Raw genomic sequence first — 8,315 nt, forward strand, 5'->3', positions numbered from 1 at the left:
GGCAATGCGCACGTCGAGCCCGCAGCTTTGGAATCGCGAAGCGGCTTATGTCCGCCGTGCCGCGCGGCGCTCCGCTGCCCCTCACCGATCAACGAACGCGCAAAGCGGGCGAATGAAGGCGAATGACCGGCGTGTTCGCCCTTACGGCTGGCATCCACGCCTTTAACCCGCGCGTCACGAAGGAAGCCGCGGATGGCCGGGACGGGCCCGACCATGCCGGCACAGGCCGGCAGGACATGGGAGGCAGCGCGAATGCGCGGATGCGCGCAACGCGCATGGACTTGGGCCTTCGCGGCCCGCTAAAGCTTGCGGCGACAGCATCATCGGGGAGGCCGCCATGGCTTATGAGACCATTCTCGTCGAGACGAAGGGCAAGGTCGGTCTGATCACGCTCAACCGGCCGCAGGCGCTGAACGCGCTGAACGGCCAGCTGATCGACGACATCAACACGGCGCTCGACGGCTTCGGCCGGGATGACGGCATCGGCTGCATCGTGATGACCGGCTCCGAAAAGGCCTTCGCCGCCGGCGCCGATATCAAGGAGATGCATGGGCGGACCTTCCCCGGCACCTATCTCGACGACAAGTTCGAGGACTGGGACCGGATCGGCCTGCGCAAGAAGCCGATCATCGCGGCGGTCGCCGGCTTCGCGCTGGGCGGTGGCTGCGAGCTCGCCATGATGTGCGACTTCATCATCGCCGCCGACAACGCGAAATTCGGCCAGCCCGAGATTAATCTCGGCGTCATCCCCGGGGCCGGCGGCACGCAGCGCCTGACCCGGGCGATCGGCAAGGCGAAGGCCATGGACCTCATCCTCACCGGCCGCATGATGAGTGCACAGGAAGCCGAGCATTCCGGCCTCGTCGCCCGCGTCGTGCCGCTCGCCGAATTGCTCGCGGAGACTCTGAAGGCGGCCGAGGCCATCGCGGCCAAGTCGCTGCCGTCGGTTCTGATGGCGAAGGAATCGGTCAACCGCGCCTTCGAGGTCACGCTGCAGGAAGGGCTGCGCTTCGAGCGCCGCGTCTTTTCCTCGCTCTTCGCCACCGCCGACCAGAAGGAAGGCATGTCCGCCTTTTCCGAGAAACGGAAGCCCGATTTCAAGAACGCCTGAAGCGGCACCGCGCGGGCCGGCGGCGCGCCGGTCCGCGCGACCGATCACCCGCGCGCATGGCCGGGGTGCCGATCTTTGACTTGAACCCGGACCGGCCCTGCTGACACGATGCGCGATCATCAGCAGGACGAACGCCATGACCACCCCAGCCCGCATTGCCGCCCCCGAAGGGCTGACGCTCCCGACCTATGCCGACGTCGAGCGCGCCGCCGAGCGCCTGAAGGGCGTCGCACATCACACGCCGGCGATGAGCTCGGCGACGGCCAACCGGCGCAGCGGGGCCAGCCTCGTCTTCAAGCCCGAGAACCTGCAGCGCATGGGCGCCTTCAAGTTCCGCGGCGGCTACAATGCGATCTCGGCCCTTTCCGCGGCGCAGAAGAAGGCGGGCGTGCTGACCTTCTCCTCAGGCAATCACGCCCAGGCCATCGCCTATGCCGGCAAGCTGCTCGGGGTGCCAACCACCATCATCATGCCGGAGGACGCCCCGCAGGCGAAGGTCGAGGCGACGCAGGGCTACGGCGGCGAGGTCGTCCGCTACGACCGCTATACCCAGGACCGGCTGGAGATCGGCAACCGCATCGCGGGCGAGCGCGGCCTCACCCTGATCCCGCCCTATGACCATGCCGACGTCATCGCCGGCCAGGGCACGGCGACCAAGGAGCTGATCGAGGATGCCGGCCCGTTCGATATCCTGATCGTGCCGCTCGGCGGCGGCGGGCTGCTCGCGGGCGCCGCGCTGGCCGCCAAGGCGCTCAATCCGGACTGCCGCATCTTCGGCGTCGAGCCCGAGGCCGGGAATGACGGCCAGCAATCGCTGCGCTCCGGCAGGATCGTGAAGATCGGCGTACCCAAGACCATCGCCGACGGCGCGCAGACCGCCTTCCTCGGCGATCGCACCTTCCCGATCATCCAGGCGCTGGTCGAGGACATCCTGACCGTCAGCGATGCCGAGCTCGTCGACGCCATGCGCTTCTTCGCCGAACGGATGAAGCTCGTGGTGGAGCCGACGGGCTGCCTCGCCGCGGCCGCGGCCCTGACCGGCAAGGTGCCGGTCGAGGGCAAGCGCGTCGGCGTCATCATTAGCGGCGGCAATGTCGATCTGGCGAGCTTTGCCCGCCTGATCGCGCCTTCCGCCTGAGGACAATCCGGCAAAAGCGATTCCGTCGTTGACGGCCGGGTCGCAAGCGACTATAGCCCCTCCACTCGCGGCGGCCCGCGCAAGCTAGGCCGCCGCTCACGTTTTTCCAGCAAGGAAGCGGCCAGCACCGTCGGCAATAATGCCAGACGCCGGGCCGCGATGAGAACGAGGACGTTTCGATGGCCAATACGACGTCGGCCAAGAAGGCTACGCGCAAGATCGCCCGCCGCACCGAGGTCAACAAGACCCGCCGCTCGCGGATGCGCACCTTCCTGCGCAAGGTCGAGGAGGCGATCGCCTCGGGCGACAAGTCTGCCGCCGCCGAGGCCCTGAAGGCCGCCCAGCCGGAGATCATGCGCGCTGCCCAGAAGGGCGTGGTTCACAAGAACACCGCCTCGCGCAAGGTTTCCCGCCTCGCCCACCGCATCGGCGCGCTGGCTTCCTGAGCCTTAAGAATACCGTTCATTTCGACGGCGAAAGCCCGGCCTCGCGGCCGGGCTTTTTCGTTGGCTCGGGCGCCTCTGTGGCGACTCAGCCACAGGCCTCGACGGAACGGAAAAAGTGCGGCTGGCAAGCTGTTTCCACAGGCTTTCCACGGCTTTGCGGCCTTGACTCCCGGACGCGCTTGAGGGCGCAAAACTGCACCCGAAACCTGACTCCGTCGCACATAAAAAGACCTGAATTATCATCACCTTAGTGGGCAAAGGATTTTGAAGGACGGAATCGCGGCGACTCTGCGGCAGCCATTTCGAAGGCCCGAAAAAAAAGATTCGCGGCGGGCGAAGAGGCCGGGCGTCAAGAAAATCTTAAGTTCCCCAACCAATTGCAGGGTGTGGCACCGCCTTGGCGGGCCCACCTCGCAAGGCGAGTCTCGGAAGCCGGCTGAAAGGGATGTTGCAGCCCGTCGAGAGCGCCTTGTAAGGTCCCTTCGTCGCCCGGCGGACAGCAATGTCCACCAGGCGGTTTCCAGAGATGATAAGCGTTTTGGCTCGCGACCATGGAGGTTGGAGGATGTAGCTCCTTTGTCTTTCGATGTTGAGATAAAGGGCGGCACCGTCCTTCGACGAGCCTTCCAAGCGTAATCGACAAAACAGGGATTCAGGACCTGCCGGGCGCCAGCGCGTCCGTCGGGAGGGGATCCTTTTTCAACCGGACAACAGCACCGGGAAGGTGTCCGCATCTGCGGCCGCCAATCCCAAGGCGCGCAAATTTTCAAAGAATGGGGCCATTGATGTTCGAGCGACAGGAACTCGGTGAAACGGTCGAGACAGCGTCTGTGGTGGTGATCGCGGCCGACGAGGCCGCCGGGGTTCAGCTGGAAGAGGTTTCGGTTCAGGATGCCTGGGAGCGGGTCCGCCGGCGCCTGCGCGCCGAGCTGGGCGAAGACGTCTTCTCCAGCTGGTTCGGCCGGCTCGAGCTCTCCGGCATCGTCGAGGGCGTGGCCTATCTCACGGTCCCGACCCGCTTCCTCAAGAGCTGGCTCGAGGCGCATTACGCGGAGCGGCTCAGGGTGAATTGCATGGCGGAGCTGCCGGCTCCGAACGGCGTACTGCTCTCGGTCCGCACGGTTTCGCGCGAGACCACGGTCGCACCGCGCGCCGAGACCGCGCTGCGTGCCCGCCCCGCCGCTGCGCCCAGCAGCGACGCGGTCGAGGCCGCCCGGCCGGCCGCTCAGGACGGCGCGCAGCCCTCCGAATCCGATTCGGTCGATGCCTGCGGCACGGCGCTCGACAAGCGCATGAGCTTCCAGAGCTTCGTCGTCGGCAAGTCGAACCAGCTCGCATTCGCGGCCGCCGAGCGCATCGCGGCGGCTCCTGCTGGCCAGAGCCCCTACAACCCGCTCTATCTCCACGCCGGTGTCGGCCTCGGCAAGACGCATCTGCTGCAGGCGGTCGCCCAGGAGGCGCGTCGCCAGGGCAAGCGTGTCGCCTATTTCACCGCCGACCGCTTCATGTACGGCTTCGTCGCGGCGCTGAAGTCGCAGACCGCGCTCGCCTTCAAGGAGAAGCTGCGCGGCATCGACCTGCTGATCGTCGACGACGTCCAGTTCATCCAGGGCAAGTCGATCCAGCAGGAGTTCGGCCACACGATCAACGCGCTGCTCGATGCCGGCAAGCAGATCGTCGTCGCCGGCGACCGTCTCGCCGGTGAGCTCGAGGCGCTCGACGAGCGCATCCGCTCGCGTCTCGGTGGCGGCCTCGTCGTGGAGGTCGGCGAGCTCGACGAGGCGCTGCGCGCCAAGATCCTGTCGAGCCGTATGGAAGCGCTGCAGGGCGCCCACCCCAACTTCCAGGTCGGCCCGGATGTCGTCTCCTATGTCGCCCGCGTCGTCACGACCAATGGCCGCGACCTCGACGGCGCCGCCAACCGGCTGCTCGCCCATGCGACCCTTTCGGGCCAACTGGTGACGCTCGAGACGGCCGAGGCTGCGATCCGCGACCTCGTGCGGACGCGCGAGCCGCGCCGCGTCAAGATCGAGGACATCCAGAAGCTCGTCGCGACGCGCTACAATGTCAGCCGCGCCGACATCCTCTCGGAGCGCCGCACTGCAGCGGTGGTCAAGCCGCGCCAGATCGCGATGTACCTGTCGAAGGCCCTGACGCCGCGCTCGCTGCCGGAGATCGGCCGCCGCTTCGGCGGGCGCGATCACACCACGGTGCTGCACGCCGTGCGCAAGATCGAGAAGGCGATCAGCGAGGACCGCTCGCTGCATGACGAGGTCGACCTGCTGAAGCGCATGCTGCAGGAGTGAGGCCTGCGCGGATAGCGCGCATCCGTTCCTGCCAAAGGTTGTGGCTGCCGGCGCGCGCAGGCCTTGCGCGCCCGCTCCGCGTCCTGCAATGTCGCTGGCCATTCATTCGGCCCGGGCAGCCATGCCCGGGCGGCTAGCGCCAGAAGACTAGACAATCATGAAGGTCACGGTCGAACGTTCCACGCTGCTCAAGTCGCTTGGCCACGTGCATCGCGTGGTGGAGCGCCGCAACACGATCCCGATCCTGTCGAACCTGCTGCTCAGTGCCTCCGAGAACGGCCTGCGCCTCAAGGCGACCGATCTCGACATCGAGGTTGTGGAGACCATTCCGGCCGAAGCGGCCGAGTCCGGCGCCACGACCGTCCCGGCACATACCCTCTACGATATCGTCCGCAAGCTGCCGGACGGCGCGCAGGTCTCGCTCGAGACGACCGGGGACAGCGGGCTCGTCCTGCGCTCCGGCCGCTCGCGCTTCCAGCTCCAGACGCTGCCCGAGAGCGACTTCCCGGACATCACCGCCGGCGAGATGGCGCACCGCTTCGTTCTGCCTGCCGGCGAGCTGAAGCGCCTGATCGACAAGACCCAGTTCGCGATCTCCACCGAGGAGACCCGCTACTACCTCAACGGCATCTATCTCCACACCATCGATGTCGAAGGCCGCCCGGTGCTGCGCGCGGTCGCGACCGACGGGCACCGCCTCGCCCGCGTCGACACCGCCGCCCCGCAGGGCTCGGTCGGCATGCCCGGCGTCATCGTGCCGCGCAAGGCGGTCGCCGAGATCCAGAAGCTGCTGGAAGACGGCGAGAGCGAGGTCGCGGTCGAGCTGTCCGGCTCGAAGATCCGGGTCGCGACGGCCAGCGTCGTGCTGACCTCGAAGCTGATCGACGGCACCTTCCCCGACTATCAGCGCGTCATCCCGAGCGGGAACGACAAGCGCCTCACCGTCGACAAGGGCGATTTTGCCGCGTCCGTCGACCGCGTCTCGACGATCTCGTCGGAGCGGGGCCGTGCCGTGAAGCTCTCGATGGCCGACGGGCGCATGACGCTCTCCGTCACCAACCCGGATTCGGGCTCCGCGACCGAGGAGATCGAGGTCGACTACGAGGCGAGCCCGCTCGATATCGGCTTCAACGCCCGGTATCTCATGGACATCGCCGCCCAGCTCGATGGCGATACCGCCCTGCTCAAGCTCGCAGATCCCGGCTCGCCGACCGTGATCCAGGATCGCGAAGGGGCCTCCGCGCTCTACGTGCTGATGCCGATGCGCGTCTGATTCCGCGGCTATGGCCGCCGTCGCGCGCCTGATCCTGCAGGATTTCCGTTCCTACGAGGCCCTCGATCTCCCGGTCGAGGGCCAAATCGTTGCGCTGATCGGCGAGAACGGAGCCGGCAAGACCAATATCCTCGAAGCGCTCTCGCTGTTCACGCCGGGCCGTGGCCTGCGCCGGACCGAACTCTCGGCCATGGCGCGGCAGGGCGGCGACGGCTCCTTTGCCGCCTCGGTAACGCTCGCCGACGAGGCGGGACGGCTCGGCATCGGGCTCGGCTCCCTGGATGCGGAAGGGCGCCGGGCGAGGCTTGCGCGCATCGACGGAGCCGCCGTCGGCTCGGCGCTCGCGTTCAGCGACTATCTGCGCGTGGTCTGGCTGACGCCCGATCTCGACGGGCTGTTCCGGGGCGCAGCCGGCGACAGGCGGCGCTTTCTCGACCGGCTGGTGCTGGCGATCGACCCGAGCCACGCCACCCGCTCGAACGCGCTCGAACGCGCACTGCGCTCGCGCAACCGCATCCTCGAGGAGAGCCCGGGACAGGGACAGTGGCTCGACGCCGTCGAGCGCGAGATCGCCGAACTGGGCGTCGCGGTCGCGGCCGCCCGCGCCGAGGCGGTCGCGCGTCTCTCCGCGATCATTGCCGAGACGCGCGATGAAGCCTCGCCCTTTCCCTATGCGGACTTGGCGCTTTCTGGCGAGATCGACCAGCTCGTGACACGCCTGCCCGCGATCGACGCGGAGGATGCCTATCGCGACCTTCTGCGCCAGGGCCGCCATCGCGACCGGGCCGCCGGACGCACGCTCGCCGGCCCTCAGGCTTCCGATCTGGAAGTCCGGCACGGCCCGAAGGACATCCCGGCCGGCCAGGGCTCGACCGGCGAGCAGAAGGCACTGCTGATCGGCCTCGTGCTGGCCCATGCCCGGCTCGTGGCGGCCATGAGCGGCATCGCGCCCCTCGTCCTGCTCGACGAGATCGCGGCTCATCTCGATCCGCGCCGGCGCGCGGCACTGTATGACGGCCTCGCCGGTCTCGGCTGCCAGGTCTGGATGACCGGGGCCGATGCGGCCCTGTTCGGCGATCTGCCCGCCGGTGCACGCCGCTTTGCGATCACGCCCGGGCGGGCCGATCCGATCGATTGATCGATCAGGCCACGCCTTGCGATGGGACGCTTGCGGCCATTGCTGCTAATGTCCGGCCTTCTCGGAGACAGGCCATGGATTTCTCCAGCCTCGCCCTGTTCGCGGGCGTCTACTTCCTCGCGGTCGCCTCGCCCGGCCCTGGCATCGCGGCCTTGGTCGCGCGTTCCCTTTCGTCGGGCTTCCGGGGCTCGCTGCCCTTTCTCGCCGGCATCGTCATGGGCGACCTCGTCTGGTTCACGCTCTCGGCGCTGGGGTTGAGCGTGCTGATGCAGAGCTTCCACGGCGTCTTCGCCGCGGTCAAATATGCCGGCTGCGCCTACCTGCTCTATCTCGCCTACAAGGCCTGGACGGCTCCGGCCGAGGCGCCGAAGCCCTCCGCCGCCGCACGCGGCGAGGGCGCCCGCCTGTTCCTTGGCGGCATTGCGCTGACGCTGGGCAATCCGAAGGTCATGGTCTTCTTCCTCTCGATCCTGCCGCTGGTCATCGATCTCAACGCCTTGACCGCGCTCGCCTTCATCGAGGTCGCCGCATTGATCGCTCCGATCATCACGGGAACGCTGATGGCCTATGCCTATGCGGCAGACCGCGCCCGGCGGCTGGTGGCGAGCCCGCGCGCGATGCGCTGGATCAACCGTGCGACCGGCGGCGTGATGCTGGGCGCCGCCGCCGCAATCGCGACCCGGAGCTGAGCCGCGGTGCTGGCGGCCGCCGGCCTGCTCGATCTCGGCTTCGCGCTGTTTCACGCCGCCTTCTGGCGGCTGTTCGGCTGGCCGCGGCGACTTGCAGCGTCCGGTGGCCTGAACATGGCGATCACCCAGACGCTCAACGCCATGCTGGGCTTCGTCTTCCTCGCCTATGGCACGGCGCTGGTCTGGCAATCGGGCATGTCCGGCATCCACCCGC

General features: G+C 67.8%; 8 protein-coding genes. All 8 read left to right on the forward strand.

Translation table 11 applies throughout. The features are described 5' to 3' along the window. The first annotated feature begins 337 nt into the window (after positions 1 to 337). Entirely contained in the window at positions 338 to 1,111 is a 774-nt protein-coding gene (locus ACIPIA_RS06210; RefSeq protein WP_400507694.1) for an enoyl-CoA hydratase, read from the forward strand. A 136-nt stretch (positions 1,112 to 1,247) separates the two neighbouring features. After that, positions 1,248 to 2,249 (forward strand): threo-3-hydroxy-L-aspartate ammonia-lyase, encoded by a 1,002-nt coding sequence (locus tag ACIPIA_RS06215; protein ID WP_400507696.1) that lies wholly within the window; start codon positions 1,248 to 1,250, stop codon positions 2,247 to 2,249. Between the two features lie 179 nt (positions 2,250 to 2,428). After that, complete coding sequence (gene rpsT, locus ACIPIA_RS06220; RefSeq protein WP_149131629.1) at positions 2,429 to 2,695, forward strand: 30S ribosomal protein S20; 267 nt, start codon at positions 2,429 to 2,431, stop codon at positions 2,693 to 2,695. Between the two features lie 785 nt (positions 2,696 to 3,480). After that, the gene (dnaA, locus tag ACIPIA_RS06225) at positions 3,481 to 5,001 is read left to right on the forward strand and encodes a chromosomal replication initiator protein DnaA (RefSeq protein ID WP_400507698.1); all 1,521 of its coding nucleotides are present in this window, start codon (positions 3,481 to 3,483) and stop codon (positions 4,999 to 5,001) included. Between the two features lie 157 nt (positions 5,002 to 5,158). Next, positions 5,159 to 6,274 (forward strand): DNA polymerase III subunit beta, encoded by a 1,116-nt coding sequence (dnaN, locus tag ACIPIA_RS06230; protein ID WP_400507700.1) that lies wholly within the window; start codon positions 5,159 to 5,161, stop codon positions 6,272 to 6,274. Positions 6,275 to 6,284: 10 nt separating this feature from the next. Then, positions 6,285 to 7,412, forward strand: a complete 1,128-nt coding sequence (gene recF / locus ACIPIA_RS06235) for a DNA replication/repair protein RecF (RefSeq protein WP_400507702.1) — start codon at positions 6,285 to 6,287, stop codon at positions 7,410 to 7,412. Positions 7,413 to 7,486: 74 nt separating this feature from the next. Continuing rightward, positions 7,487 to 8,101, forward strand: coding sequence for a LysE family translocator (locus ACIPIA_RS06240; RefSeq protein WP_400507704.1), 615 nt, complete (start codon positions 7,487 to 7,489; stop codon positions 8,099 to 8,101). A gap of 6 nt (positions 8,102 to 8,107) precedes the next feature. Further along, a partial coding sequence (locus ACIPIA_RS06245; protein WP_400507705.1) for a hypothetical protein occupies positions 8,108 to 8,315 on the forward strand: 208 nt, incomplete at its 3' end.

This window comes from Allobosea sp. CER48 (genome assembly GCF_044752385.1).
Classification (GTDB): domain Bacteria; phylum Pseudomonadota; class Alphaproteobacteria; order Rhizobiales; family Beijerinckiaceae; genus Allobosea.